29 protein-coding genes are annotated in these 24,058 nt (G+C 62.9%); 23 read left to right on the forward strand and 6 right to left on the reverse strand.

What is annotated here, in order from left to right; all coding sequences use genetic code 11:
* From NKJ26_RS11910 to NKJ26_RS11930, 5 genes are all read left to right on the forward strand, one after another.
* Complete coding sequence (locus NKJ26_RS11910; RefSeq protein ID WP_352695387.1) at positions 1–585, forward strand: invasion associated locus B family protein; 585 nt, start codon at positions 1–3, stop codon at positions 583–585.
* A 13-nt stretch (positions 586–598) separates the two neighbouring features.
* The gene (locus tag NKJ26_RS11915) at positions 599–1,285 is read left to right on the forward strand and encodes a hypothetical protein (RefSeq protein ID WP_352695388.1); all 687 of its coding nucleotides are present in this window, start codon (positions 599–601) and stop codon (positions 1,283–1,285) included.
* A gap of 49 nt (positions 1,286–1,334) precedes the next feature.
* On the forward strand, positions 1,335–1,802 hold the full coding sequence (locus NKJ26_RS11920) for a DUF4189 domain-containing protein (protein WP_027024289.1): 468 nt from the start codon (positions 1,335–1,337) through the stop codon (positions 1,800–1,802).
* A 149-nt stretch (positions 1,803–1,951) separates the two neighbouring features.
* Positions 1,952–2,443: an invasion associated locus B family protein gene (locus NKJ26_RS11925; protein WP_352695389.1), complete on the forward strand. Its 492-nt coding sequence runs from the start codon at positions 1,952–1,954 to the stop codon at positions 2,441–2,443.
* Positions 2,444–2,759: 316 nt separating this feature from the next.
* Positions 2,760–3,230 carry a VOC family protein gene (locus NKJ26_RS11930; protein ID WP_352601142.1) on the forward strand — a complete coding sequence of 157 codons (471 nt, stop codon included), beginning with the start codon at positions 2,760–2,762 and terminating at the stop codon, positions 3,228–3,230.
* 73 nt (positions 3,231–3,303) lie between these two features.
* Here NKJ26_RS11930 and NKJ26_RS11935 read toward each other — a convergent pair whose 3' ends face one another.
* Entirely contained in the window at positions 3,304–5,292 is a 1,989-nt protein-coding gene (locus tag NKJ26_RS11935; protein WP_352695390.1) for a protein-L-isoaspartate(D-aspartate) O-methyltransferase, read from the reverse strand.
* 318 nt (positions 5,293–5,610) lie between these two features.
* On the opposite strand from NKJ26_RS11935, the gene NKJ26_RS11940 reads away from it, so the two are divergent.
* The 6 genes from NKJ26_RS11940 (at position 5,611) to NKJ26_RS11965 (ending at position 13,036) form a co-directional block, all read left to right on the forward strand.
* Complete coding sequence (locus tag NKJ26_RS11940) at positions 5,611–6,678, forward strand: type III polyketide synthase (RefSeq protein WP_352695391.1); 1,068 nt, start codon at positions 5,611–5,613, stop codon at positions 6,676–6,678.
* Complete coding sequence (locus NKJ26_RS11945) at positions 6,675–7,391, forward strand: class I SAM-dependent methyltransferase (RefSeq protein WP_352695392.1); 717 nt, start codon at positions 6,675–6,677, stop codon at positions 7,389–7,391. Before NKJ26_RS11940 ends, NKJ26_RS11945 begins: the two co-directional genes overlap by 4 nt.
* Entirely contained in the window at positions 7,388–8,623 is a 1,236-nt protein-coding gene (locus tag NKJ26_RS11950) for an NAD(P)/FAD-dependent oxidoreductase (protein WP_352695393.1), read from the forward strand. The genes NKJ26_RS11945 and NKJ26_RS11950 overlap by 4 nt, the downstream gene beginning before the upstream one ends.
* A gap of 179 nt (positions 8,624–8,802) precedes the next feature.
* On the forward strand, positions 8,803–9,267 hold the full coding sequence (locus tag NKJ26_RS11955) for a DUF2231 domain-containing protein (protein ID WP_352601134.1): 465 nt from the start codon (positions 8,803–8,805) through the stop codon (positions 9,265–9,267).
* Between the two features lie 185 nt (positions 9,268–9,452).
* Positions 9,453–11,861 carry a phosphoketolase family protein gene (locus NKJ26_RS11960; protein ID WP_352695394.1) on the forward strand — a complete coding sequence of 803 codons (2,409 nt, stop codon included), beginning with the start codon at positions 9,453–9,455 and terminating at the stop codon, positions 11,859–11,861.
* Positions 11,861–13,036 carry an acetate/propionate family kinase gene (locus NKJ26_RS11965; protein ID WP_352695498.1) on the forward strand — a complete coding sequence of 392 codons (1,176 nt, stop codon included), beginning with the start codon at positions 11,861–11,863 and terminating at the stop codon, positions 13,034–13,036. The genes NKJ26_RS11960 and NKJ26_RS11965 overlap by 1 nt, the downstream gene beginning before the upstream one ends.
* 43 nt (positions 13,037–13,079) lie before the next feature.
* Here NKJ26_RS11965 and NKJ26_RS11970 read toward each other — a convergent pair whose 3' ends face one another.
* Positions 13,080–13,253, reverse strand: coding sequence for a hypothetical protein (locus tag NKJ26_RS11970; RefSeq protein WP_352601130.1), 174 nt, complete (start codon positions 13,251–13,253; stop codon positions 13,080–13,082).
* Positions 13,254–13,533: 280 nt separating this feature from the next.
* Between NKJ26_RS11970 and NKJ26_RS11975 the strand changes: the two genes are divergently transcribed.
* A complete protein-coding gene (locus NKJ26_RS11975) occupies positions 13,534–14,442 on the forward strand; it encodes an isocitrate lyase/PEP mutase family protein (protein ID WP_352601128.1) in 909 nt (302 codons plus the stop codon).
* Between the two features lie 18 nt (positions 14,443–14,460).
* Here the strand turns inward: NKJ26_RS11975 and NKJ26_RS11980 are convergent, their stop codons facing one another.
* Positions 14,461–14,682: a KTSC domain-containing protein gene (locus NKJ26_RS11980; protein WP_352695395.1), complete on the reverse strand. Its 222-nt coding sequence runs from the start codon at positions 14,680–14,682 to the stop codon at positions 14,461–14,463.
* A 116-nt stretch (positions 14,683–14,798) separates the two neighbouring features.
* On the reverse strand, positions 14,799–15,236 hold the full coding sequence (locus NKJ26_RS11985; RefSeq protein ID WP_352601124.1) for a GFA family protein: 438 nt from the start codon (positions 15,234–15,236) through the stop codon (positions 14,799–14,801).
* A 168-nt stretch (positions 15,237–15,404) separates the two neighbouring features.
* Between NKJ26_RS11985 and NKJ26_RS11990 the strand changes: the two genes are divergently transcribed.
* The 5 genes from NKJ26_RS11990 to NKJ26_RS12010 all read left to right on the forward strand — a co-directional run bounded on the left by NKJ26_RS11990 (position 15,405) and on the right by NKJ26_RS12010 (position 18,883).
* Positions 15,405–16,019, forward strand: coding sequence for an alpha-ketoglutarate-dependent dioxygenase AlkB (locus tag NKJ26_RS11990; RefSeq protein WP_352601122.1), 615 nt, complete (start codon positions 15,405–15,407; stop codon positions 16,017–16,019).
* Positions 16,020–16,165: 146 nt separating this feature from the next.
* Positions 16,166–16,606, forward strand: coding sequence for a DUF2231 domain-containing protein (locus NKJ26_RS11995; RefSeq protein ID WP_352695396.1), 441 nt, complete (start codon positions 16,166–16,168; stop codon positions 16,604–16,606).
* A gap of 2 nt (positions 16,607–16,608) precedes the next feature.
* Complete coding sequence (locus NKJ26_RS12000; protein WP_502903105.1) at positions 16,609–17,952, forward strand: PQQ-dependent sugar dehydrogenase; 1,344 nt, start codon at positions 16,609–16,611, stop codon at positions 17,950–17,952.
* A 112-nt stretch (positions 17,953–18,064) separates the two neighbouring features.
* Complete coding sequence (locus NKJ26_RS12005) at positions 18,065–18,517, forward strand: hypothetical protein (protein ID WP_352695398.1); 453 nt, start codon at positions 18,065–18,067, stop codon at positions 18,515–18,517.
* A gap of 144 nt (positions 18,518–18,661) precedes the next feature.
* Complete coding sequence (locus tag NKJ26_RS12010) at positions 18,662–18,883, forward strand: hypothetical protein (protein ID WP_050577950.1); 222 nt, start codon at positions 18,662–18,664, stop codon at positions 18,881–18,883.
* Positions 18,884–18,924: 41 nt separating this feature from the next.
* Here the strand turns inward: NKJ26_RS12010 and NKJ26_RS12015 are convergent, their stop codons facing one another.
* Positions 18,925–19,278 (reverse strand): hypothetical protein, encoded by a 354-nt coding sequence (locus NKJ26_RS12015; RefSeq protein WP_352695399.1) that lies wholly within the window; start codon positions 19,276–19,278, stop codon positions 18,925–18,927.
* Between the two features lie 212 nt (positions 19,279–19,490).
* Between NKJ26_RS12015 and NKJ26_RS12020 the strand changes: the two genes are divergently transcribed.
* The 4 genes from NKJ26_RS12020 (at position 19,491) to NKJ26_RS12035 (ending at position 21,400) form a co-directional block, all read left to right on the forward strand.
* Positions 19,491–19,685, forward strand: a complete 195-nt coding sequence (locus NKJ26_RS12020; RefSeq protein WP_027024310.1) for a DUF2934 domain-containing protein — start codon at positions 19,491–19,493, stop codon at positions 19,683–19,685.
* A 91-nt stretch (positions 19,686–19,776) separates the two neighbouring features.
* The gene (locus NKJ26_RS12025) at positions 19,777–19,962 is read left to right on the forward strand and encodes a hypothetical protein (RefSeq protein WP_352601110.1); all 186 of its coding nucleotides are present in this window, start codon (positions 19,777–19,779) and stop codon (positions 19,960–19,962) included.
* Positions 19,959–20,855: an alpha/beta fold hydrolase gene (locus NKJ26_RS12030; protein ID WP_352601108.1), complete on the forward strand. Its 897-nt coding sequence runs from the start codon at positions 19,959–19,961 to the stop codon at positions 20,853–20,855. Before NKJ26_RS12025 ends, NKJ26_RS12030 begins: the two co-directional genes overlap by 4 nt.
* 134 nt (positions 20,856–20,989) lie before the next feature.
* Positions 20,990–21,400 (forward strand): DUF427 domain-containing protein, encoded by a 411-nt coding sequence (locus NKJ26_RS12035; RefSeq protein WP_352695400.1) that lies wholly within the window; start codon positions 20,990–20,992, stop codon positions 21,398–21,400.
* A gap of 56 nt (positions 21,401–21,456) precedes the next feature.
* Here the strand turns inward: NKJ26_RS12035 and NKJ26_RS12040 are convergent, their stop codons facing one another.
* Positions 21,457–21,873 carry an HD domain-containing protein gene (locus NKJ26_RS12040; RefSeq protein ID WP_352601105.1) on the reverse strand — a complete coding sequence of 139 codons (417 nt, stop codon included), beginning with the start codon at positions 21,871–21,873 and terminating at the stop codon, positions 21,457–21,459.
* A gap of 178 nt (positions 21,874–22,051) precedes the next feature.
* Between NKJ26_RS12040 and NKJ26_RS12045 the strand changes: the two genes are divergently transcribed.
* Entirely contained in the window at positions 22,052–22,660 is a 609-nt protein-coding gene (locus NKJ26_RS12045) for a cysteine hydrolase family protein (protein ID WP_352601103.1), read from the forward strand.
* A 96-nt stretch (positions 22,661–22,756) separates the two neighbouring features.
* On the forward strand, positions 22,757–24,022 hold the full coding sequence (locus NKJ26_RS12050) for a DUF763 domain-containing protein (RefSeq protein ID WP_352695500.1): 1,266 nt from the start codon (positions 22,757–22,759) through the stop codon (positions 24,020–24,022).
* Positions 24,023–24,058: the final 36 nt, after the last annotated feature.

Raw genomic sequence — 24,058 nt, forward strand, 5'->3', positions numbered from 1 at the left:
ATGAACGGGGCAACCAGCCATCATGCCCGGCTTTTCCTTCTGACCTGCCTGGCGCTTGCCGGCGGCCTGTTTTTGGTCGCCGGGCCGGCCGCCGCGCAAATGACCTCTTACAGGATCAAGCCGTCCGACGTGGCGGTGCCGCCGGAGGTGAAGCTGGGCCAGTACCAGCGCACCATCCGGCCCTTCGAGAACTGGACGCTGATCTGCGACGAGAACCTCAAGGCGCGCAAGAAGATCTGCAACGTCACGCAGGTGATCGAGGACGGGGCCGGCAAGATGGCCTTCAGCTGGTCGCTCGCGGCCACGGAGGACGGCAAACCCTACATGATCCTGCGCACCGCGCCGGACGCGAAAAGCGACGGCCTGGTGTCGGTGAAATTCGACGGGCGCGACCCGATCGACGTTCACTTGAATGGCTGCAACGAAATGGTCTGCGTCGGCATGCTGCCGGTGGGGCCCGTCATGCGCCAGCAGATAGCGCAGAATGCAACGCCGGCGATCTCCTACCCGACCGCCGACGGCCAGACCATTACCGTGACCGCAACGCTCAAGGGGCTGTCCGAGGCCCTTGCGCCAATCAAATGACCGAGGCAGCACCGTGAGCCAGCAAGACCCTTTCATCTCCCCAACGCGTGGCCCGAGCGTCGAGCCGGACCGCAAGAGGATCGTCGAGCCCGATCGCACGAGGACCGCCGAGCCAGCGCGGCGGTGGCCGCGCGTCCTCGGCTTCTCGCTGCTGGGGCTGGCCATGATGGGCATCGGCTTCGCTGCCGCGAACTATGCCGCGATCGCCGGTCTCGTCGGCACCTCGACGGCCGCGCAGGCCGGGACGGCGCCGCCCGCATTGCCGGACTCGCCTTTCCTCGAACACGTCAAGCAGGCCGGCGTGCAGGCCTGCTCGACAATCTTTCCGGTGCTCGGACAGATCCTGACGACGGGCGCGAAATACAGCGTCAAATCCTTGTGGAACGACCAGGCCGCCGACAAGCACGCGGTGCAGGCCCTTGTCGGTATGGACTATGCGACGGAAAAATACAGCGGACCGGCCGCAGGCGTGGTTTTCGCATCGCCCACCGCGTCGGGTTGCGAAGGCGCGATGGTGCGGGTGGCGCCGTTCGCCAGCCCGTGTTCGGAGATCCCGTCCGTTCTTCCGCAAGGCAGCAAGATCACCGACCATCTCGGGCAGGTCGAAGTGTACGAGCTCGGCGGCAATTCGGGTGAAGCGCTTCTCCTGCCGACAGGCAATAGCTGCGTGGTGATCTCGATCGCGTCGGCGGCGAAGTAAGACACGGGATAGGCGAATGGGCGAGGGCTCCCGGAAAGGATTGCAGACCATGAAATCGCGACGTCTGGCAGTTTTGTGCATGGCCTTGCTGTGGAGCGGGCAGGTTGTCTCGGCCGACCTTGTGGCACCGCCGGAGCCGGAGCCGAAAGAGGAAAAGGGCATCTGGGGGGCGATCGCCTATTCCAGCCTCGATACCAAGCACGGCTTCTTCTGGGGCGCCGACAAGCGCCAGGAGGCGAAGGATGCCGCGATGAAATATTGCGAGAACGCCGGCGGCAAGGGCTGCACAATCGTCACCGTGTTCCGCAACCACCGCCATTGGACCGACGACGACGAGACGGGCTTTCCCTACAAGCACTGCGGCGCGCTGGCCGTGGCCGAGAAGAAACAGACCGACCGGCTGACGCCCTGGGGCGCGAACTCCGCCGAGACCCGCAAGGACGCGGAGGATCTCGCTCTGCATGCCTGCGAGGCGGCGGGAACCCAATGCAAGATCCGCGAGTGGGTCTGTACATAGCCGCCCGCATAAGGCAGATGACCGTGCCCTCCGGCCCCGAAAATCGCATCCGGTTTTCGGGGTCATTCGCGTGAACCCGAAAGAGAAAGTCGCAATCGTTGTTTGACAGATTTGTTTTTCTGAAGGCGGCCGCAATCTGCGCGGCGGTCTTGTCCGCGTCCGCTGCCTCGGCGCAACAGCAGTTGGCGGCCACGCTTCCAAACGGCGCGTCGTCGCTCCAGGAGACCTATCAGGACTGGAGCCTGGCCTGCACCATCCGCGACAATGCACGGTCCTGCTCGGTTTCGCAGGACCAGACGCAGAAGAACGGCCAGAGGCTGCTGGCGCTGGAGCTGCGCACGGGGCCGAAGGGTGGCTTGACCGGAACCCTGCTTCTGCCATTCGGCATCCTGTTCGACCCAGGCGTGACGATCCAGATCGACGACAGGCCGCCGCTGGGCCAGCTGCGGTTCCGCACCTGCTTGCCGAACGGATGCGTGGCGCAGTTTCCGATCGACCGGGCGCTGGCGCAGAAGCTGAAGGCGGGCGGCGTATTGACGCTCAACGTCACCACCGACGCCGAGACCAAGCTCAACTTCCCCGTCTCCCTAAAAGGCCTCGGCGCCGCCCTCGACCGCGTCGCGTCGCTGAGCGCTCAATAAGGCGCGCGCAATAAGGCGAAAGCGGCGGTCCCGATGGCAGGCCGCTGATCCGCTAGTTCGCGCCCGCCGGCGGAGCCGTGGCCAAGCTTTGCAAGCCCCGCTGGGTGACCCGGCCACGGGCCGGCGTCGTGGCAAAAAGTCCCGTTGGAGTCAGCTGGCGGGGTTTGGCGGTCCGGCAAACCGGGCGTGAAGAAATCGGGCCGGCCTGTCGGGAGCAAGATGGCTGCGACGTCCTTGGGACATGCGCCTGGCCCTGCGAGGCCGCATTCACGCGCCCGGCGCCCCCTGATGGCACGCAAAAGGAAGGAGCATTGGCATGAAAGTCACGCAGCACCTGTGGTTCGAGAAGGACATGGAGGCCGCTATCGGCCTCTACACGTCCTTGGTCCCCGGTTCGTCGATCGGCTGGATTTCGAGCCTGCCCGCCGACAGCCCCAGCGGACCTGCCGGCAGCGTCAGGATCGCGGGCTTCACGCTCGGCGACCAACGCTACATGGCCATCGAGGCCGGCCCCCTCGACCCGTTCAACCACAGTTTCTCGATCATGATCGAATGCGAAACCCAGGCTGAAATCGATCGCCTGTGGGATGCTCTGAAAGATGGCGGCTCGGTGGAGCAATGCGGCTGGTTGAAGGATCGCTGGGGCTTGTCCTGGCAGATCACGCCGAAGCGGCTCGGCGAACTCATGAACGATCCCGACCGTGACAAGGCTAGGCGCGTGTCCGAAGCGATGCTCAAGATGGTGAAGTTCGACATCGCCGGCCTGGAGGCCGCCGCGAAAGGCTGAGCCCGACCGGGACGGAAGCCGCAATGCGGCGCGATCCCGCGGGGATCACGCCGCATGCAGCCTCCGAAATGCTTTAAAGTCCGAAAGGATAGGTGTCGGGAACGCCGGCTCTCGCGTGTTGCGGCCCGAGAGGCGTCACCGCGGTGGTTTTGTCGAACCATACGAACGCGTCGAATTGCTGGGGCAGGGACGCGTCGGCATAGTGGCTGCCCAGCTCGGTTTCCGGCCGGTAGATCACGCCGATGAAGCGCTCAAGCCGGCGCTCCAGCAGCCGCTCGCGCAATGCCGCGTCGCGCCCGAGGTCGAGCAGGAAACGCGGAACGCCGCAATCGTGGCAAAGCCGCTCGTAGCTGTCGGCATGAGAGGCGCGCACCTGTTTCACCTCCATGTCCCCGTCCCAGTCGGAGGCGGCGGCCACGGTGCCGGAATGCGTGCCGAGACCGATCAGCGCCGCGCCGTCGCCGAAACGCTCCCGGCAGAGCTGACCGATGTTCAGTTCGTCCCTGACGACGCCCATCTCGGTGAAGCGGGCATCTCCGATATGCGAATTGTGCGCCCACACGACCGCTTTTGAATTGGGTCCGCCGGCATCCAGCAGATGTTCCAGCGTCTCGAACATGTGGGTGTCGCGCAGGTTCCAGGATTCCGCGCCGCCATAGTACATGATCCGGTAATACTGTTCGGCGGAGGTGATCAGGCGGGCGTTCTGGCTGGCGTCGAGAAAGTCGGCACCGTCCTGTCGCGCGTAATCAAGTTGCCTGGCGAGCAGGTCCCGGCACTGCTCGAGCACCGCTTTCTCGCATTTTCTATAGCCGGCGGTGAGCACCGCGCGCCCGTAGGTGGACGGTTCGTGTTGCCACGGAGTCAGGCAGCCATAGCGCTCGCGCGCTATCCTTGCGGCTTGCGGATCGACCCGGTCGAGATAGTCGAGGACCGCGGCTATCGACCCCCTCATATTGTAGATGTCGAGGCCGTAGAATCCGGCCTGGGCCGACGGCTCGAGCTTGCCATTGTGGCGTCGCATCCAGTCGGTGAAGGCCGCGACATCCGTGTTGCGCCACATCCAGGTCGGGAACCGCTGGAAGGGCGCCTCGGCGCCGGCCCTGTGTGCCCGGTGGCGAATGTAGCGGTCGATCGCGGCGGCATCGGGCCAGTCCGCCTCGACCGCAACGATGGTGAAGCCGTGCTTCTCGATGAGGTGACGGGTGATCGCCGCGCGCGCCCTGTAGAACTCCGACGTGCCATGGCTCGCCTCGCCGAGCAGGACCACGCGGCGGTCGGCGAACCGATCGAACAACTCGCCGAAGGCCGGGTCGTCGAAATCCGGAAGCCGTTCGGCCGCCGCCGCGATCATGTCAGGCAGGCTGAGCGGATACGGATGCCGCAGCGGACGACTGACGGCGGGTTCGCCGCTTTCGGGCCAGCCCTGCTCGCCGATGAGAGGGACGAACCGCACGCCGCCGAAATCCTCCTCGTTGTAGGTCGCCGCACCCGTGCGCGTGACCTTGAGCAGACGTTGCGAATCCAGATCCTCGCCGACCGGAACGATGAGCCTGCCGCCGACATCGAGTTGTTCCTGGAGGGCCAGCGGCGCGCCGGGGCCGCTAGCCGTCACCACGATGGCGTCATAGGGCGCTGCCTCCGGCCAGCCCTTGGTGCCGTCGCCTGTCCGGACCTCGATGTTCCTATAGCCAAGTTTTTCGAACCGCCGCTTCGCCGTTTGGGCAAGGCCCGGATGACGCTCGATGGTGTAGACCTGTTCGACGATCCGGCTCATCACCGCGGCCGCGTAGCCGGAGCCGGTGCCGATCTCGAGCACGTGGTCGCCAGGTTTGACATTCGCCATCTCGATCATGAGCGCGACGATGTAGGGCTGGGATATGGTCTGACCGTCGGCGATCGGCAGGGGGCTGTCTTCGTAAGCGAATTCCTCGAAGCCGGGATCCACGAAAGCCTCGCGCGGAACTTCGCGCATGGCCTGCAGGATCTCACGGTTGTGGATGCCGCGTCGGCCGACATGAACGTTGACCATTCGGTCGCGAGCACGAGAGAGATCGAGCATTGTCAGCTCCCTTGGCGGCTGCTTGTCCGCAATTCCCAGAGGTGTCATGCAATGACATCGGGCCGGCCGTATCCGCTCCGTCGAACGGCTCCCCGGTTCAAGTCTCTAACCGCCGGACGGTCCCAAGGTTCCCTGTTCGCTCCGCATTGCTCGATTGGCCTGCAATCCGGGTTGGAACAGGTCCGGGATGAAACCAGTTTTCTGAAGCGTTAGTGGAACAGACGAGGCTCGAACCAGGCGTCCAACACTGGTGTCCATCGAGCAAAGACCCTCCGGCCGGCAGTGTCACGGTGCGCACGGCGCCCAGGGAGAACGGAAATGCCTGCTAACGCCTATATCAAGCGGATCGCGACAGCGGTTCCGGACCATGAGGTTCACCAGTTCTATCTTCGGTTCGCGGCTTCCATGCTCGCCGCCGATCGCCGGAGGATCTTCGAACGCATGGCCGGCCTTGGTGGCATCGAGAGCCGTTTTTCCTGTTTTGCGCCCGCGCTCGACCCCGAAGGTCCCGCAGCCGACCTTGCTGGAACCTTCATTCGCGGCGCATTTCCTGGAACGGCCGCGAGAATGGCGATGTTTGGCGAAGCCGCACCGGTCCTGGCGCAGAAGGGCGTCGACGGACTGCGCCTCGGCAACGAGGCATCGCGTATCACCCATTTGATCGCAACCACCTGCACCGGCTTTTCCGCCCCCGGCATCGACTTGGACCTGATTCAGCGCTGCGGTCTGCCGGAAGGCGTCGAACGCACGATGATCGGTTTCATGGGCTGCTACGCGGCGATCAACGGCCTCAAGCTTGCCCGCCATATCGTCAGGTCGGATCCGCAGGCCAAGGTCCTGCTGGTCAATATCGAAATCTGCACCTTGCATCTCAAGGAAACCACCGAGCTGGAAAAGCTGCTGTCCTTCTGCCTGTGGGGCGATGGCTGCACGGCAGCGCTCGTCACTGCCGAGCCGCCCGGCATTGAACTCGACAGCTTTCATTGCATTGTAGCCAACGAGCGGCGGCAGCTGATGACCTGGGATATTCGCGACAACGGCTTCGACATGGTTCTTTCCGGCCAGGTGCCGGCGGCGATCCAAGACGTGTTGCAGCGCAACCAGGGCGCCATTCTCGGCGGCCGGCCACCGGATGCGATCGACCTGTGGGCCGTCCACCCGGGCGGACGTTCGGTTCTCGATGCCGTCGAGAGGGCGCTGAAACTCGAGCCCGCCGCGCTCATTTCGTCCCGCGAGGTGCTGCGCCGATACGGCAACATGTCGTCGGCGACGGTCATGTTCGTGATGGCGGAGATGCTGAAGGCGCCGTCCGGGCTGCTCGGCTGCGGCATGTCGTTCGGACCCGGACTGACGGCCGAAACCATGCTTTTTCGGACGGTGTCATGAACGCGCTCAGCCACCGCAGCCTCGTTCCGGAAATCCTTGACGGGCTTGCGGCCGACGATCCGCGGGCGCTCGCCTCGCGCCGCGACCTGCGTCGTATCAACGTGTTGATGTTTCAGGCGCCGATCATGGCGTCGCTGCTCAGGAAATTCGTGCCAAAGCCGCCGCGCCGCATGCTGGAGATCGGCGCCGGCGACGGCACTTTCATGCTCAAGCTCGCGCGGCGAATGGCAAGGCACTGGCATGGCGTCGAGCTGACGATGCTCGATCGCGTCGGCCTCGCGACCCCCGGCCTCCGCGCGGATTTCGACAGGCTGGGATGGAAGCTCGAAAGCATCACGGCCGACGTCTTCGACTGGGCGGAAACGGCGGACGGCGAACTCTATGACGTGATCACCGTCAATCTGTTCCTGCATCATTTCGACGACGCCCAACTCGTGCGTCTGTTTTCTCTGCTGGCGCCGAAAGCACCATTGCTCTTGGCGGCCGAACCGCTGAGGGCAATGTCGGCGCTCGCCGCGGCGCGGCTTCTTCCGGCGATCGGCGCCAACGACGTCACGCGGCATGACGCGGCCCAGAGTGTGCGCGCCGGCTTTCGTGGCAGGGAGCTTTCCGACCTCTGGCTCGCGGCCGGCGGCAGGCCGCTCGAAGAGCGGCGCGCCGGTCCCTTTTCGCACGTCTTCGTCGGCGCCGGGCCGGCTCGAGACGACCCATGAGGCGACCGTCCACCCACGACGCGATCGTCATCGGCGCCGGCCCGGCGGGCGCTTCGCTCGCGCTGCTGCTGGCCCGGCGCGGATGGGCCGTGGCGATTGTCGAAAAGAACGCGTTTCCACGCCGCAAGGTGTGCGGCGAATTCATCTCGGCGAGCAATCTGGCGCTTCTCGACCGGCTGGAGATCGGCGAGGCCTGGCGCGCCGATGCCGGCCCCGAAATCCGCCGTGTCGGCCTCTTTTCCGGCCAGATCCGCGTCGAGGCGCCGATGCCGGGGGCAAGATATGGGCCCAAAGCAAAAGACGGCTTTGGCCGCGCGCTGGGCCGGGACATGCTGGACTTTCTGTTGCTGCGGGCGGCGCAATCGGCGGGCGCCGAGATCTTCCAGCCTTGCCGCGCTGTCGTCATCGACCATGATGGCGATATGCAAGCGGTGCGAATTCAGGCGAGAGACGAGCATTTCCGGGGCGAGGCGACAAGCTTGCGGGCTCCGGTGATCGTCGCCGCGCATGGTTCCTGGGAACCGGGACCGCTGCCAAGCCAATTCGAAAAGGCCAGCCACCCATCGGACCTGCTCGGCTTCAAGGCGCACTTCACCGGGTCCTCACTCTCGCCTGATCTGATGCCTCTGCTGCTATTTCCCGGCGGTTATGGTGGCATGGTCCTCGCCGATCACGGTCGCATGTCGATCTCGTGCTGCATAAGGCGCGACATGCTCGCGCGGCTGCGCAGCAAGCTTGGCTCCGGGCCTGATGGCCGTCTATCGGCCGCTGACGCGGTCTTTCGCCATATCATGGCTTCCTGCCGAGGCGTGAGCGATGCTCTTGGTGAAGCCCGCCTCGACGGTCCGTGGCTTGCAGCCGGCCCTATCCGGCCCGGCATCCGCACCTGCTATGAAAAGGATATCTTCCGCGTCGGCAATGCCGCAGGGGAGTCTCATCCGATCATCGCCGAAGGCATCTCGATGGCGCTTCAGTCCAGTTGGCTGCTGGCCACGGAACTCGCAGGCGCGCCAAGCGGCCGGGCAGGCCGCGAGGCTGCCGGCAGACGGTACCAAGCGGCGTGGAGAGGATTGTTTTTGACGCGGGTCTACGCAGCCACGGCCATAGCCCGAATGGCCCTCGGCCCGGGCGGCCCCGCATTGGTGGGGGCCGCCGTCCGGAATTTCCCGCAAGCGCTGACGCTGGGCGCGCATATCAGCGGCAAGACGAGGACGATCCCCGGTCTTGGATGATCGGCACTGCGGCGCTTCGCCTCCGTTCGCGGCATCGTCCGACCAGCTTGTGGAACATTCCATCGAAAGCAACGTTTTGCCCGTGGCAGAGGAGTTTATGTCCTCGCTGCACGCCGTCTTAGACATGCACCGCGGTCCGACGTGGACGCGACGGCGCCACGTCGGTTGGAGGCATTACGATGACCCACAACCCGCACAGCACTGCAAGCATCGCCGGCCATCCAATTCATCCCATGTTGATTCCGTTCCCGATCGCGTTTTTTGCTGCCACGTTGGTTTGCGACCTGATTTTCTGGCAAACCGCCAATCCGGGATGGGTTACCGGCACACTTTGGCTTCTCGGGGCGGGTTTGATAATGGCGGCACTGGCCGCCCTTGCCGGCCTGACGGATGTCCTGGGCGATGTTCAAATTCGCAATCTCAATACGGCATGGCTTCATGCCGGAGGCAATGTGCTCGTCGTCCTGATCGAACTCTACAACTGGTACTCCCGATACATGCACGGGGAAGCAGCCGTCGTGCCCACCGGCCTGGTCCTGTCATTGATCGTGGTTCTCATCCTGCTGTTTACGGGCTGGAAAGGATGGGAAATGGTCTATCGGCATCGCGTGGGCGTCGCTGACGGTTCGGACGAGCTGCGCTGAACCGCAATGACGCTCGTGTAGACCTGTTCGACGATACGGCTCATCACCGCGGCCGCATAGTCTGAGCCGGTGCCAACCGCGAGCACCGTCCGCCGTATCGATCACGACGTAGCGGTTCAGCCAGGGGTTGCTCGGCCGCTAGGTCGCTCCAGTTATCACCAGCGAACCGATGCTGGAGATTCTCGATGAACGACAAGGCTGCCGCGACGCAGGGGATCGGCCTCGAACGGATCGCCCTCATGGATCGCTACTGGCGGGCCGCGAACTATGTCTCGGTCGGCCAGATCTACCTGCTCGACAATCCGCTGCTGCGTGAACCGCTGAAGCCCGAGCACGTGAAGCCGCGACTGCTCGGCCATTGGGGCACGACGCCGGGCCTCAATTTCCTCTATCTGCATCTGAACCGGATTATTCGCGAGCGCGATCTCGATGTTTTGTTTATCTGCGGTCCCGGCCATGGCGGCCCCGCAATGGTCGCCAATACCTGGCTCGAGGGCACCTACAGCGAAATCTACCCCGATATCGGCCGAGATGAAGACGGCTTGAGAAAACTGTTTCGGCAGTTTTCCTTCCCCGGCGGCGTACCGAGCCATGCGGCGCCTGAAACGCCCGGTTCCATTCATGAGGGTGGGGAGCTCGGATATGCCTTGGTCCATGCCTTCGGCGCGGCGTTCGACAATCCGGATCTGGTGGTTGCCTGCGTGATCGGCGACGGCGAAGCGGAGACCGGTCCGCTCGCCGCGGCATGGCATTCCAACAAATTCCTGAATCCAGCGACGGACGGTGCCGTCCTGCCTATCCTGCATCTCAACGGTTACAAGATCGCCAACCCGACGATCCTCGGACGCATGGACGACGAGGAATTGCGAAGCCTCTTCGCCGGCTACGGCTATCAGCCGTTCTTCGTCGAAGGTCACGAGCCGGTTGCCATGCACCAGGCGATGGCCGGCACGCTTGATGCGGTGCTGGACCGCATCCGCTCCATCCAGGAACGGGTCCGCAAGCCGGGATGGCTCGGCGAACGTCCGCTATGGCCGATGATCGTCTTGCGCAGCCCAAAGGGTTGGACTGGGCCGAAGGAGGTCGATGGAAAGAAGGTCGAGGGCTTCTGGCGCGCGCATCAGGTGCCGGTATCGAACGCCCGCGGCAATGACGAGCACCGCAAGATCCTCGAGAACTGGATGCGAAGCTACGAGCCGGAAAAACTGTTCGACAAAGACGGACATCTGCTGCCGGAATTCGCAGAACTCGCCCCGACAGGCACAAAGCGGATGGGCGCAACTCCATACGCGAATGGCGGGCTGATGAAGCGCGAGTTGGTGCTGCCGGACTGGAAAAGCCTGGCACTCGAAGTGCCCCGTCCGGGAGGCGTCATTGCCGAAGCGACGCGAATTTGCGGAAGCTATCTTCGCGAGGTGTTTCGCCTCAACGCCGAGGCGCGGAATTTCCGGCTGATGGGACCGGACGAGACATCCTCCAACCGCCTTGACGATGTGTTCGAGGTCACGGATCGGGTCTGGATGGAGCATCTCGAACCGTACGACGTCCATCTTTCCCGCGACGGCCGCGTCATGGAAGTCTTGAGCGAACATCTCTGCCAGGGCTGGCTGGAAGGCTATCTGCTCACCGGGCGCCACGGGCTGTTCTCATGCTATGAGGCATTCATCCACATCGTCGATTCGATGGTCAACCAGCACGCCAAATGGCTGAAGACTTCCGGTGAGCTCGCCTGGCGCAAACCAATCGCCTCGCTGAACTATCTCCTGACGTCTCATGTCTGGCGGCAGGATCACAATGGCTTCAGTCATCAGGATCCGGGCTTTGCCGACTTGGTCGCCAACAAGAAGGCCGACACGGTCAGGCTCTACTTCCCGCCGGATGCCAACACGCTGCTGTGGATCACAGACCATTGCCTGAGGACCTACAACCGGATCAACGTCATCACCGCCGGCAAGCAGCCGTCACCGCAATGGCTGTCCGTCGAGGAAGCCGAAGCACACTGCAAGGCAGGCGCGGGCATCTGGGAATGGGCCGGTACGGTTTCGGGAGGCGAGGAGCCGGATGTGGTGCTGGCCTGCGCCGGCGACGTGCCGACGCTGGAGACGCTGGCTGCGGCCGACATTCTGCGCGTGGCTCTTCCGGACCTGAAGGTCCGCGTCGTCAATGTCGTCGACCTGATGACGTTGCAGTCGAACACCGAGCATCCGCACGGCCTCACCGATCCGGCTTTCGACGCGCTGTTCACGGAAACGAGGCCCGTGATCTTCGCCTATCATGGCTATCCCTACCTCATTCACCGCCTGACCTACCGACGCGCCAACCACGACAACATGCATGTGCATGGATTCCGCGAAGAGGGCACCACCACGACGCCGTTTGACATGGTGGTGCTCAACGAGCTCGATCGCTATCACCTCGCGCTGGCCGCGATCGCGCGTGTGCCGGGGCTGGCGGAAAGGGCCAAAAGCCTGGTAAACGAGCTTCACCGCGGGCTGGCGAAGCACAAGGCTTATGTGCGCGAGCACGGTGAGGACATGCCCGAGATCCAGAAATGGAGCTGGCCGGCCGCGGGCGTCGCGAAGGCCGATCGATGATGCCTCGGTCGGTCCTGGCGCTGAATGCCGGCTCGTCCAGCGTCAAGTTCGCGCTTTACGATCTTGCCCGGTCCAATGGCCTGCGGCTCGTTTCGCGCGGGATGCTGGATCTGGGCGACGCCCCCAGGCTCACCGCAAAAGCGGCTGACGGAACGGTGCAGTGCGATCGGCAGTTCACCGCGGGTGATGCGCACGATGCTGTCATTGGCGAGCTGCTGAATTGGGTGGACAGCGAAGTCGGCGGCAGAAAACTGGTCTGTGCAGGCCATCGCATCGTGCATGGCGGGAGCGAATTCACCGAGCCTGTGCGTCTGACGCCCGCCGTCATCGACGCCATCGACGGGCTGACGCCGCTGGCGCCGCTGCACCAGCCTCGCAGCCTCGCGCCGGTCCGCGCTATAGCCGCCTTGCGACCTGAGTTGCCACAGGTCGGATGTTTCGACACCGCTTTCCACCAAACGATCGACCCGCTCGTGCGGCGCTTCGCGCTGCCGAGCAAATATGAAGCGGAAGGGGTACGCCGTTACGGATTTCACGGTCTCTCCTACGAATATATCGCTGGGCGGCTCCGCGAGATCTCGCCAGCCCTCGCGGCGAAACGGACGGTCATCGCCCATCTGGGCAACGGCGCCAGCCTTTGCGCACTGCGGCAAGGCAGAAGCGTCGATACGACGATGGGCTTCTCCGCGCTGGATGGCCTCGTCATGGGTACGCGCTGCGGCGCGATCGATCCCGGCGTGCTGTTGTACTTCCTGCTCGAAAAGGGCGTTGCAGCCGACGATCTGCAGGCCATGCTCTACGAGAAGTCCGGGCTGCTCGGCGTATCCGGCATTTCGGGTGACATGCGGGCATTGGAAGCGAGCGGCGATCCGCGCGCCCATGAGGCGATCGAGCTTTTCGCCTTCCGCGCCGCCAGGGAAGCCGCCGCGCTAGCCAACACGATGGGCGGTCTCGAATGCCTCGTCTTCACCGCCGGCATCGGCGAGCGGTCATCGTCCATCCGCACGGCGATATCCGGCAAGCTGGCCTGGCTTGGCATCGAGCTCGACGAGGGGGCCAATGTTGCCCATGCCGAAATCATAAGCAGTGCGGAGAGCAAGGTGGACGTGCGGGTGATAGGCACCGACGAGGAGATCGTCGTCGCCCGCCATAGCCTGGCGTTGATCGAAGCTTGAAGAGCCAGCAGGCTCGACCAGAAGGCCCGTCAGCCCGGCATGATTATCCTTCGGCCTTGAAGTTCCTGGCTTCCTTGTCGACCTTGGGGCTGTCCTTGCCATGCTTTTGCATGAGATCCTTGGCCTGTTTCGGTGAGACGTCAGTGGTCTCCGCCAGTCGCAACGCCTTCTCGTCCTTGCTTTCGGTTTTCTGGTCCTTCTGATCCTTGGTCGTCATGGCTTTTAAATTCCTTGCGTCTATTCCAAGGTTTGACGGCCATTGCCGCCTGGACTCCTTGGACGTTGCCGTTGGCCGCGAGTCTCCGCTTCGATCGGACACCAACGGCAAGGTGCATGGCAGGGTTCCGTCCCGGCAGGTGGACAATTCGTCGTCGTGCGCGTTTGCGCCATGCCAAAAACCCGCTGGACAACAATAGCAGGGTTTTTCGTATGGAAGCGTCCGTGCTGCCTGTCGGAACCTCATGCCCGTGCTCGCGTTTCCGACCAGAGGTTTGAAGATGGCCCAGTCCTGGAAATCGACGATCGATCACCATGCGCCGCTTGTGCTGCCTTCGGCGGGAGATGCGCTGTCGGCGCGGCTGATCGAACGCGCTGGCTTCCCGGCCTATCAGATCGGCGGCTTCGCCATGGTTGCCGCCATGCATGCCGTGCCGGATATCGATCTCGAGCAGTACGGCGAAAAGCACACCAGGGCGCGCGAGATCATCGAGGCTTCCGACTTGCCGGTGCTTGTCGATGGCGACGACGGCTATGGCGACGTCAAGAACGTGACGCGCACCGTCAGGGGCTACGAGGCGATCGGCGCCTCGGCCTTGTTCATCGAAGACCAGAAGCCGCCCAAACGCTGCGGTCACATGGCCGGCAAGGAGATCGTTGCGGCTGAAATCATGGAAGAAAAGATCCGCGCCGCAGTCGCTGCTCGCGTCGATCCGGATTTCTTCCTGCTCGCCCGCACGGATGCACGAGAACCGCATGGTCTCGATGACGCGATCGAGCGCGCAAAACGGTACCTCGACGCCGGCGCCGACGGCGTCTACGTCGAGGGGCCGACAAGCGTCGAGGAACTGGCTCAGGTGGGAGAGGCGTTCAAGGACGTTCCGCTGGCGACGAGTATCCTGGAGCGCGGCGGCAAGACGCCATGGCAATCGCCGTCCGACCTGCATGCGATGGGCTACGACATGGTCCTGTATCCGACGACGATTTTGTTTTCCGCCGTCCATGCCATGCAGCAGGCGCTTGACGATTTGCGGGAGGGCAGACCGCTGTCACCGGAAAAGAGCGTCGACCTCAAGGGCTTTGAGGAGATCGTGCGCATGTCGGAATGGGCGGCGATCGAGAACCGTTTCATGAGGCGATCCCAGGACGGCATGATAGCGAAGCTCAAGCAAAAGCTGTCGGGACAATGACCGGCAGGCAAGATCACGTTATCCGCCGGCCTTTTGCTTTTCGTCCAGCCGCCGGTATTTGTGATGGTCGCGAATGAATTCGTTGAAGAAACGGCCTTTTGAGCTGGCCCTTCTGAACGCGGCATAGGTCGCCGGAGCGACATCCTCATAGTCATAGCGAATGCCGCTTGGCACGAACCAGACGGAAAGGATCCTGGTGGTCGGATCGTAGTTGGTTTCGCGGATCACGGTCGACGGCACTTTGGCACCCGATGGTCACGGGGATAATCCCGCTGGGAGGGAATAAACCTCGCTGGTCACGGGGATAAACCCGCTGGAAATGGTCGGGTTCCGCGCCAGGCCACCAGGTTCCGCCGTTACCTGTCGCGTGGATTGCCGAATTGCGCGTCGCGCTCCCTTGAGTACCGATCGATGCGCGGCAGGCCGTCGTCGAAATCCACCCATGGCAGTCTGAGCGCCCAATAGGCATGGGCCTGAGGCGGGAAAGCCTCCGGCCTGTCGAAAAAGCCGATCGTCAGATAGAGCTCGTCCGGCAGGCCTTCGTCGCGGTAGCCTATCGAGCTCCCGCAGTCCGGACAGAACGTCCGGGTGACGCCTTGTGTCCTGGAAAAGGCCTTCGGTGTTCCCCGCAAAAGCCGGAATTGCTCCGGCCGATAACCAACCCAGACGGTGAGCGGGCTTCCAATGGCCCGGCGGCAATCGTCATCGTGGTCGTAGCATATCCAAAAAGGCTCGCCGTCCATTGCGGCGACAATTTTCCCGCAAAAGCAGGCGCCGGTCTCAAGTCGCGGCATCGGGCAACTCCCCCTGGTTGTGCCGGCGGCGGTCGTTCTGCGCAGAGCCCGCCGCTTCCCGGTCTTAACTGTTGTGTCGCCGCTACGTTCCGCCGGCCGGAATCCAGCTGGGATGGACAGAACGGTTCCGCTCTTGTCCCAGGGCCGGACGTTCGCCATCTAGCCATGATGTCCCCGAGCAAAACGAACACGCAGGCCGGCAGCCTCGCGCTCCAGCACGATCTCTTTGGCGTTTCGCACGATCTGCCGGAAGGCTTTTTCTATCGGCCCGAGTTGATCACGCCGCAAGAAGAAGCGGAGCTCGTCCGGCATCTCGAATGCTTGCCTTTTCAGGCGTTCGATTTTCACGGCCATCTGGCGAACCGGCGCGTCGTCGGCTTTGGCCTGCGCTACGATTATGACCGGCGCGAAATCGTGAAAGCGCCTCCGATACCTGACTTTCTGCTGCCTCTGCGCGAGAAAGTCGCGGCCTTCGCGCACCGGTCCGCCGACGCCTTCGCGCAGGTATTGATCAATGAGTACCGACCTGGCGCGGGAATTGGCTGGCACCGCGACAAACCTCATTTCGAAGACGTCGCGGGCGTTTCGCTGCTTGCGTCCTGCAGCTTCCGGCTGAGACGCAAGAATGGCGCCAAATGGGATCGCCAGACCATCACCGTCGCGCCAAGGTCCGTCTATCTCATGACCGGTCCGTCGCGCATGGAATGGGAGCACAGCATCCCGCCGCTTGCCGAGCACCGCTATTCGATCACCTTGCGGACCTTGCGGTCTCAAAGTCGCTGAGCATCGCGCCTCCCGGAATTTTGAAAGCCGCCGGCGATGCTGGCCGACTATCACGAGTCCTTGAACACGAAGCGTTCGCAGGGAACATCTCAAGTTCACGCTGGTTTGAAGCACAAGTCCGGCTTTGAGCAAGGTGGAGAGTGTTGATGGTCAGTTCGCAATCAATACCAGTGATCACTAGGCGCCCGCTCCGCCAGACGCTGATGATTGTCGCCAATACCTGTTTCATCGGTACCTTGCTGACCGACCTGAACTACTGGCGAACCGCGGAGATGATGTGGACCAATTTTTCCGCCTGGCTGCTGTTCGCCGGCCTGGTGATGGGAGTGCTTGCGGTGATCGCCGCCGTGATCGATTTCTTCTCCGGCCGACTTTCACGTGAGCGCGGACCCGCATGGCCCTATCTCCTCGGCAGCTTGGTCGTGCTCGTCTTGTCATTTTTCAATTCGCTGGTGCACAGCCGCGATGCCTGGACATCCGTCGTACCGACAGGGCTCACCCTTTCGGCGGTAACCGTGATCGTCCTGCTGGTAATGGGGTTGATGAGGTGGGCCGGCCATCGCACCAGAGTGGAGGCGGTCGAATGAAGATGGCACAGTTTTCCGCCAGGCGAATCCGGCGCGCCGCGGGCCTGGGGCTGGTATGCGGATCGCTGCTGGCGTTGCCGGCGTGCAGTGACAATGATCCGGATCCAAGCGGCCAGATCGGGCCGAACCCGACACTCCCCGAACAGATACAATACCTGATGCCACCCGTGAATATCGCTTCGGTCGTCGGCTGGAAACAGGATGAGAAGCCGACTGTGGCGCAGGGATTGCAGATCCAGGTCTTTGCCAAGGGGCTGAGACATCCACGCTCGCTCTACACTTTGCCGAATGGAGACATTCTCGTGGTCGAGTCCGTGGCTCCGCCCGGTGCCGCGATCAAGCGTCCGAAAGACCTTGTCATGGGCTGGATCGAGTCCATGGCGACATCAGGCGGCGGGACCGAAGGAAGCAACCGCATCACCTTGCTGCGTGACAGCAACGGCGACGGTGTGCCCGACGTCCAGGATGTTTTCCTCGATCATCTCAATTCGCCCTTCGGCGTGGCTCTTGTCGGCAACGATTTCTATGTCGCCAATACCGATGCCATCGTCCGCTATCCCTACACCCCGGGCGAGACCAAGATCACCGCGCCGGGCACCGTGCTGACGCCGCTGCCCGGCGGCCCCATCGACCACCACTGGACCAAGAGCCTTGTCGCCAGTCCGGATGGATCGCTGCTTTATGTCGGTGTCGGCTCCAACAGCAACATCACCGAAAATGGCATCCAGGCGGAAAAGGACCGGGCTGCCATCTGGGAGGTCGACCGGACAACGGGCCGATCGCGAATTTTCGCAAGCGGACTGCGCAATCCCAACGGGCTGAGTTGGGAACCGCAAAGCGGAGCGCTTTGGGCTGTCGTCAACGAGCGTGATGAGCTTGGCCCCAATCTGGTCCCAGACTACATGACTTCGGTCAGGGATGGCGGGTTCTATGGCTGGCCGTACAGCTATTATGGCCAGCATGTCGATCCGCGCGTGATGCCGCGGCGGCCCGACCTGGTCGCCAAGGCGATTCCTCCGGACTATGCGTTGGGTTCCCACGTCGCGCCGTTGGGCATGGCGTTCTACACGGCTGCCAATCTGCCCGAAGCCTATCGCGGCGGCGCCTTTGTCGGTGAACACGGCAGTTGGAACCGCAAGAGCTTCAACGGCTACAAGGTCGTCTTCGTGCCCTTCAAGGATGGCCGGCCGGACGGCAAGCCGCAGGATGTCGTGACCGGTTTTCTCGACAATGACGACCAGGCTCGCGGCCGGCCGGTAGGGCTCGCCGTCGACAAATCAGGAGGCCTGCTGATCGCGGATGATGTCGGAAACACGGTCTGGCGTGTAACGTCCGCGAGCCAGTAGGTGCTTTCATTCGAAATCGCATGGTCGCGGGCGGACCCATCCTGCTCCGCGATCCCCATGATCTTCCCAACCTTGCCCGATCGCCCTAGCTGCTGTCTCGGAGGAGACAGATATGGCGATCCACGCTCTGAGAGTGATCAGCTTCATTTTCGTTGCACTGGCCTTCATCCCGTCCGGCGCGCACCTCTTCGCCATGTTCAACAAGATGAAACTTGACGGGCCGGGCTATCTGGCCGCGCAACGTGCCTATGACGGCTGGAGCCTGTTCGGCATCGTGGTGCTGGGAGCATTGCTCTCCACTGCGGCCCTGGCAGTCCTGCTTTACCGAACGGGCGGGCCTTTCGGTCTGGTCGTTCTTGCCTTCGTCAGCATTGCTGCCACGCAGCTTGCTTTCTGGACTCTCACCTATCCGGTCAACCAAATGACCCGGAACTGGACCGTCTTGCCCGAAAACTGGGAATTGCTCCGTCGTCAATGGGAGTATTCGCACGCAGTCGCGGCGGGTCTCAATGCGCTGGCGCTGCTGGTGCTCTTCATGTCCGCGCTTCGCGCCTCGGCGCGCTGAGCTGCGAACGAAAGCCCATCAGATTTTAATGACGGACCTCTCCCGGAAAGCGATTGGGCGGGTGTTGAAGTCGGACCTCTGCGACCAATATCTCTATGAGATGGTTGCAGTCCGCGCCATCAGGGCCCAGACGGACGAAAGGCCATGAACGTAGATCCGGAACCGTCAAATGTTGCCGCGTCAGTGGACACCATTCTCGATGAGATTCAGGAGAACCCCTTTCCTTCGATGCGCGCGACCATAGCCACGCTGCGCGAACGCACTGGCACGAAACGATCGGATGCCGACCTTACCGGCTTGATCACCAAGATGGCGACCGTCCGGGGCATCCAATTCTTCGACGATGGGAACGCCGCCGCAACCTGAACTGAGATCGCTCCACGCGTGAAACGGTGAACCGCTCACATCTAGCGGCGCGGGCGGAGCGTCGGGATTTGCACCACATTCTCCGATCCAGGCAGATCAAAGGCCATCGCCAACCGGCGTGCGGAGGCCATTTCCACGATCAGTTCCTCGATCGAGAGATCCGACAAAACGGTCCTCACCTTTTGCCTCACGCTGATTGCAAGCTGATGAACCCGGACCGGAACGAAAAGCGGGCTGTCGTCCAGCAGCCTGCCGATCTCGATCACGACATCGGCATCAACGTCTTTCGGCAATTCCCGCATGGGCGTCACCTTGGTCTCGAAGCAAAGCCCGCGATGCGACGGGCGATCAGGCATTGCGCGCCGGTGACCAAAGAGCCGGTGCCGCGCGCGCAACAGAGATAGCTAATACATAGATCCTGCCGCCTCCGCGTGTCACGAAGAAAATGACTGCGGCAACGGCCAAGTGGGTTGTTCACGCAATCCACACCCGTCTTGCCCACACCCGGTTTGCCGAGTTCGCGGCGCTCGCAGCTGCCTTTTCGCGACAAAAGAGGAACAAAAAATATCGACCGGAATTGAGACTGACAGATCGGAGGATGGAGTTCATGGAGCCCAGGGAAGAGCGGATCAAGCGGCGAGCCTATGAAATCTGGGAGCGCCAGGGCCGTCCGGCCGGACGCGAGCAGGAAAATTGGGACCAAGCCGTGCAGGAGATCGAGGCAGAAGGGTCGGAGGCCGAACGCGGACCCGTCGTGCCTGACCCGACGGTCAGCTCCGGCTCGACAGGGTCGAAGGATTGAAGCGTGGAGGGTGACGTCGGCACCTGGGCAGCAGCCGGGCAACCAAACTGTCGGAACCTCGTTTGTCGAATATCAGCCAGCGGAGGTTTCGATGAAGGGCGTCTTTTCGCTTTTGCTCGTCGTCGCTGTTTTTGCGCTCAGCGCCTGTGATGGCAGCACGGAGCCGACGAAAGCCAACACCGATACGATCAGCAAGAGCCCGCCGGTCGAGCAGGACGTCAGACCCAACTCGACGACTGGTGGCGATCAGCCTGGAAGCGTTCCGGAGAACAAATGAAACCCGTCTCATATTGCGATACGCCTTTGCTGCGCGTTGCCTATCTCAGCGATGGGCCAGCGGACGGTGCGCCGGTTGTCCTGCTGCATGGCTGGCCCGATGACGCGACCGCTTACGATGGCATCGCGCCCGCACTGCATGAAGCAGGCTTTCGGACGTTTTCCCCTTGGCTGCGAGGCTTTGGGCGGACATCGTTCCTGTCGAAAAAGACTATGCGCTCCGGCGAGATCGCCGCGATGGCGCAAGATGTGCTGGACTTCGCCGACGCGCTTGGGCTGAGCCGCTTTGCAGTCGTCGGGCACGATTGGGGGGCCCGGATCTCCTATCTGCTGGCGTCGGTTTTTCCGGATCGCATCAAATGCTGCGCCGCCTTGTCGCTCGGCTGGCAACCGGGCAAGCCGGCGACACCGGCTCCTGAACAGGCGAGAGCATTTTGGTATCAATGGTTCATGGCGACCGCGCGGGGTGCCGAGTTCGTGCGCGAAAACGGCAAGGAATTCGCCAGATTTCAATGGGACACCTGGAGCCCGCTGGGCTGGTTCAACGATGCCATTTTCGACGAAGTGGCGACGTCGTTCGAAAACCCCGACTGGGCCGATGTGACGCTGCACTCCTATCGCGTTCGTTGGGAAGAAGCCGAGCCCGATCCGCGCTATGCCGAGCTCGCCCGCCGGCAAACGGCGGTCAAGATCATCACGGTGCCGACGTTGACGCTCCACGGCGGCGACGACCGTGTCGTGGCGGTCAAATCGTCGGAAGGATTGGAAGACCACTTCACCGCGCCCTATAGGCGGCTGGTGCTCGATGCTATCGGGCACTTCCCCACGCGTGAAGCTCCAGAAGAGGTTTCGCGAGCGTTGGCAGGCTTTCTCGACAGCTTCGGCAGGCAATAATCCCCGCCTATGGCCGTCACCACGACCTTCGTCGCGGAATGCCGGAACCTCAATCCACCGCCGCGCATTTCGTCTTCACGGGCTGACGGACCGGAACGCCGTCATACCAATGCGGATAGGCAGGGAGAATTCAGATGCAGGCTTCAGTCGCAACTTCAGCAACCCGCCCTGGTCAACTGGTCATCGAGCCCTTTGCGGGCACGGTGACGGTAAGGTTTTCCGACGCCATAGTCGCCGCCACGGACCGGGCGAAAATACTTCGGGAAGAGGGATACGAGCCGGTGTTCTACATCCCCTTCGAAGACATCTATTTCGAGCTTTTCGAAAAGACAAACACTACAAGCACGTCTCCGCTGAAAGGGACGGCAAGCTACTGGCGTGTCCATGCGGTTGGTGGTTCCGCCGACGACTTCATGTGGGCCTACGAGACGCCGGGCACGGCGGCACGGGCCATCGCACGCCATGGCGCTTTCGATCCGCAGAAGGCTCGCATCGATGTCGACCCGGCAGAGGACAAGCGGCATACGCCACATCTGATTGAATGAACTTGTCTGCGCACGATTGGACGTTCTGGCCCCTTGCTTGGCCGCGCCAAACACGCCTACCGGCCGGAGAACTCCTCATCGAGAATGCGCAGGGCCTCCTCGTATCTGGCTGGTGATGCTCCGACCTGCCGCGACTGCCAGATGTTGTCTTCCAGATCCGCGCGCTTTACCGGCAGCGCCAGCGGGTTCGATGCCGCGCGCCGCACGAACGCGAGATAATCCTCGCCATCCCTGCGCGACATGGCGTCGACGGCGGAAGCGATTGCCGGTCCGAAAATGGCCTCGAGCTTGACCCGGCTCCAGCTTTCGCCGTTTTCCAGGACGTCGTGTAAATAGGCAACGACCTTCTGATCCATCGTTTCGACAGCATCGGCGACGCGGCGGCAATGCTCGATGTAGGGCAGCCCGGTTTTGTCGCGCTGCGCCGCGTGAACCTCCTCCGCAATCTTGGCCGCCCGATAGAAAATGCTCATTGCGTCCCCGGTTTCTTTGACGGTCGCATACGAGTGGCTCCCTTCCTCCAGCGAAACGGCCGACCACCTGTACCGGTTCCGGAGCCTTTTTCAGGAACGAGTCCCTGCAGGCGGCGTTCCCCAGTCTTTGATGAACGGAAGAAGCCGTGGAAGAAAACGGCCCGGCAGGGAGGTGCTGATGTCGATGCCTGGCCTGGCATATGGTCCCCTGGGTCATCGATGCATGCACATCTGTGTGGATATGCAGCAATTGTTTGCCGAACCGTCGGAATGGGCGACACCCTGGGTCACCCGCGTCCTTCCCCGGATCGAGAAGCTGGTCGAACGCCGAGCGCCGCAAACCGTATTCACGCGCTTCCTGCCTGCCCGGAAGCCGGGGCAAGGTGTCGGCGCATGGAAGCGCTACTACGAGCGCTGGGCTTCGATGACGATCGAGAACATCGACCCCGCAATGGTCGACCTGTTGCCGGCATTGGCCGGCTACTGTCCCCCAGCGGTGGTCATCGACAAGCATATCTACTCGCCCTGGTTCGAAGGCCGCCTCCAAGCCTTTCTAGCAGAGCGTGACGTCGATACGCTTGTCATCACCGGCGGCGAAACCGATGTCTGCGTTCTGGCCACCGTGCTTGGCGCCATCGATTTCGGCTACCGCGTGGTTCTCGTCACGGACGCGCTGTGCAGCTCTTCCGACGCGACACACGATGCTCTGCTCACCGTCTATCACCAGCGCTTCGCACAGCAGGTCGAGACGGTCGAGATGGAGACCGTTCTCTCGAGCTGGACTTGATGCCGCCGGGCGTGAGCGGCCAAAGCTGCGGAAGCTTCTTCGCGCGGCCTGGGATACCTATATGTCGAACGAACGGCAGTGATGGAACAGGCGAACGTGGCGCAGCGATCGGGAAGTGCTGATCTTCCACTTCATGGGGGACGCGTGCCGAAATGGCTCGGCGATCGCATGACGCGTCTTGGCGCCGTGATGTGCGAGGCGATCATTCATCACTACGGGCGCAACGAGTTGCTGCGGCGGCTGGCGCATCCGTTCTGGTTCCAGTCCTTTGGTGCCGTGATGGGCATGGACTGGCATTCCTCCGGCATCACGACGAGCGTCGTCGGCGCCTTGAAACGAGGTCTCACACCGCTCTCCGGCGAACTCGGCATTCATGTCTGCGGCGGCCGCGGCGCGCATTCGCGCAAAACCCCGCACGAGCTTGCAGCCATCGGCGAAAGGGTCGGCTTCGACGGAACGGGCCTGGCAACCGCCAGCCGGCTTGTCGCCAAGGTGGACAGCGCCGCCGTTCAGGACGGTTTCGACCTCTATCTGCATGGCTTCATCGTCACCGATGACGGTGACTGGGTCGTGGTGCAGCAAGGCATGAACGGCGACAGCAAGGTGGCGCGCCGCTATCATTGGCTGTCCGAAGGCCTGAAGAGCTTCATCGACCAGCCGCATGCGGCGATCGAGGGCGCTAACCAGGGGAAGATCGTCAACCTGACGGACCGGCGCGCCGAGGCGTCGCGCCAGGGACAGTTGGATCTGCTGCAGGACCTTGGGCCGGATCATATCCTGCGGGAATTCGCTGCGCTGGATCGTGGGATGGTGGTATCGGCTCCCGAGCAGCCGCTGCTGCCGCACCTGGTCATGCCGGCTCACCACGATGTCCGCGAAAGCGATGTGGTCATGCGTCGTCTGCACGGCAATATGGCCGCGGCCGCCGAACGCGGACCCACCGATTTTGCCGAGCTTCTTCTCGTTCCCGGCGTAGGCGCGCGCACAGTGCGTGCGCTGGCCCTGGTGGCGGAAGTGGTGCATGGCGCGCCGTGCCGCTTCTCGGACCCAGGCCGGTTTTCGCTCGCCCATGGCGGCAAGGACAGGCATCCATTCCCCGTGCCCTTGAAAGTCTACGACGAGACGATCGGGGTGCTGAAGTCGGCGGTGCAAAAGGCCAAGCTCGGCCGCGACGAGGAAATCGGCGCGTTGCGGCGGCTTGACGATCAGTCGCGGCAAGTCGAACGGTACGTCACCGGCCCCAGCCTGAAGGAAATTGTCGCCGGAGAATTCGGCCAGTCGCATCTTCTTGGCGGCCGCAGCGTGTTCGGATGGGAACCAGCGCCGGGCACGGTGTCCACCGGGCAGAACAAGAAAGCGTGACAGGATCGGGCTGCAGTGAACTCTGCCGGACGCGCT

Origin of the sequence: Mesorhizobium sp. M0152, assembly GCF_040322415.1 — a bacterium.
Classification (GTDB): domain Bacteria; phylum Pseudomonadota; class Alphaproteobacteria; order Rhizobiales; family Rhizobiaceae; genus Mesorhizobium.

Coding starts and splice junctions, on each gene's coding strand:
- NKJ26_RS11910 (WP_352695387.1), top strand. CDS start 1: ATGAACGGGGCAACCAGCCATCATGCCCGGCTTTTCCTTCTGACCTGC.
- NKJ26_RS11920 (WP_027024289.1), top strand. CDS start 1,335: ATGAAATCGCGACGTCTGGCAGTTTTGTGCATGGCCTTGCTGTGGAGC.
- NKJ26_RS11930 (WP_352601142.1), top strand. CDS start 2,760: ATGAAAGTCACGCAGCACCTGTGGTTCGAGAAGGACATGGAGGCCGCT.
- NKJ26_RS11935 (WP_352695390.1), bottom strand. CDS start 5,292: ATGCTCGATCTCTCTCGTGCTCGCGACCGAATGGTCAACGTTCATGTC.
- NKJ26_RS11940 (WP_352695391.1), top strand. CDS start 5,611: ATGCCTGCTAACGCCTATATCAAGCGGATCGCGACAGCGGTTCCGGAC.
- NKJ26_RS11945 (WP_352695392.1), top strand. CDS start 6,675: ATGAACGCGCTCAGCCACCGCAGCCTCGTTCCGGAAATCCTTGACGGG.
- NKJ26_RS11950 (WP_352695393.1), top strand. CDS start 7,388: ATGAGGCGACCGTCCACCCACGACGCGATCGTCATCGGCGCCGGCCCG.
- NKJ26_RS11955 (WP_352601134.1), top strand. CDS start 8,803: ATGACCCACAACCCGCACAGCACTGCAAGCATCGCCGGCCATCCAATT.
- NKJ26_RS11960 (WP_352695394.1), top strand. CDS start 9,453: ATGAACGACAAGGCTGCCGCGACGCAGGGGATCGGCCTCGAACGGATC.
- NKJ26_RS11965 (WP_352695498.1), top strand. CDS start 11,861: ATGCCTCGGTCGGTCCTGGCGCTGAATGCCGGCTCGTCCAGCGTCAAG.
- NKJ26_RS11970 (WP_352601130.1), bottom strand. CDS start 13,253: ATGACGACCAAGGATCAGAAGGACCAGAAAACCGAAAGCAAGGACGAG.
- NKJ26_RS11975 (WP_352601128.1), top strand. CDS start 13,534: ATGGCCCAGTCCTGGAAATCGACGATCGATCACCATGCGCCGCTTGTG.
- NKJ26_RS11985 (WP_352601124.1), bottom strand. CDS start 15,236: ATGCCGCGACTTGAGACCGGCGCCTGCTTTTGCGGGAAAATTGTCGCC.
- NKJ26_RS11990 (WP_352601122.1), top strand. CDS start 15,405: ATGTCCCCGAGCAAAACGAACACGCAGGCCGGCAGCCTCGCGCTCCAG.
- NKJ26_RS11995 (WP_352695396.1), top strand. CDS start 16,166: ATGGTCAGTTCGCAATCAATACCAGTGATCACTAGGCGCCCGCTCCGC.
- NKJ26_RS12000 (WP_502903105.1), top strand. CDS start 16,609: ATGGCACAGTTTTCCGCCAGGCGAATCCGGCGCGCCGCGGGCCTGGGG.
- NKJ26_RS12005 (WP_352695398.1), top strand. CDS start 18,065: ATGGCGATCCACGCTCTGAGAGTGATCAGCTTCATTTTCGTTGCACTG.
- NKJ26_RS12010 (WP_050577950.1), top strand. CDS start 18,662: ATGAACGTAGATCCGGAACCGTCAAATGTTGCCGCGTCAGTGGACACC.
- NKJ26_RS12020 (WP_027024310.1), top strand. CDS start 19,491: ATGGAGCCCAGGGAAGAGCGGATCAAGCGGCGAGCCTATGAAATCTGG.
- NKJ26_RS12025 (WP_352601110.1), top strand. CDS start 19,777: ATGAAGGGCGTCTTTTCGCTTTTGCTCGTCGTCGCTGTTTTTGCGCTC.
- NKJ26_RS12030 (WP_352601108.1), top strand. CDS start 19,959: ATGAAACCCGTCTCATATTGCGATACGCCTTTGCTGCGCGTTGCCTAT.
- NKJ26_RS12035 (WP_352695400.1), top strand. CDS start 20,990: ATGCAGGCTTCAGTCGCAACTTCAGCAACCCGCCCTGGTCAACTGGTC.
- NKJ26_RS12040 (WP_352601105.1), bottom strand. CDS start 21,873: ATGAGCATTTTCTATCGGGCGGCCAAGATTGCGGAGGAGGTTCACGCG.
- NKJ26_RS12045 (WP_352601103.1), top strand. CDS start 22,052: ATGTCGATGCCTGGCCTGGCATATGGTCCCCTGGGTCATCGATGCATG.